This window comes from Mesorhizobium sp. M7A.F.Ca.CA.002.04.1.1 (assembly GCF_004022805.1).
In the GTDB taxonomy this organism is placed as follows: domain Bacteria; phylum Pseudomonadota; class Alphaproteobacteria; order Rhizobiales; family Rhizobiaceae; genus Mesorhizobium; species Mesorhizobium ciceri.
Window position 1 is genome coordinate 1 of sequence record NZ_RZPL01001208.1, and the last position, 767, is coordinate 767.

Here is a 767-nt window from a genome sequence, read left to right on the forward strand (position 1 = left end):
GCAGGCTATGCGCTCGGCTCCTCGCTGGAGAATTCGCTGGTGATCGGCGACGACAACCGCGTCATCAACATGGGCGGCCTGCGCTATCCCAACGAATTCGTGCGCCATAAAACGCTGGACGCCATGGGCGACCTGGCGCTGGCCGGCGCCCGTTTCATCGGCTGCTTCCGCTCCTATCGCGGCGGCCACAGGATGAATGCCGCGGCCCTGCGCCGCCTGCTGTCGGATCGCACGGCGTTCGAGATCGTCGAGACGACGCGCCGGGAGCGTGGCCGCAGCGCCGAGATGAACGCCGTCAACGCGCCGCTCTACGCGCCCTGGATGATCTGATTTTCCCAGGTTTTTCGGGTTCCATGGGGAATTGCGCGTGTTGCAGGAATGCACCACCCGCCAGTGAAATTGCATTGATGTCCAAGCTGCGTCCGGCCGCCACAAAAATGTGCGATTGGCCGGAGATAGCGTTGCCGGGCAAGGCGGTTATGGTTTATGGCTGCTGCCGTCGATTAGTGCATGTCGTTCAAAAGTGGGGACCAGTTTTGAAACAATGGCATGCAACTGGCATTGAAATAGCGCCGAAAGGGCGAGATCCAATCATGTTCTTCAAGCGAGTTGGTCAATTGAAAGCACCGCAGAGGGCCGTTTTCCTGGCGCTTTCAGTAGTTGTTCCATCGCTCTTCCTGTCGGCCTGCATGTCGTCGGAGAAAGATATCGACCTGTCGACCTATGTCGACCAGACCGAACCGGCCGATGTTCTCTACAATCAGGGC

The 767-nt window shown here is 59.2% G+C and carries 1 protein-coding gene and 1 pseudogene; both read left to right on the forward strand.

Translation table 11 applies throughout. The features are described from left to right. Positions 1 to 330, forward strand: a 330-nt coding sequence (locus tag ENZ75_RS33345; protein ID WP_206617183.1) for a UDP-3-O-acyl-N-acetylglucosamine deacetylase, incomplete at its 5' end; no start/stop codon positions are given. Positions 331 to 407: 77 nt separating this feature from the next. Then, a pseudogene (locus ENZ75_RS35510) lies at positions 408 to 767 on the forward strand (hypothetical protein); the annotation flags it as partial.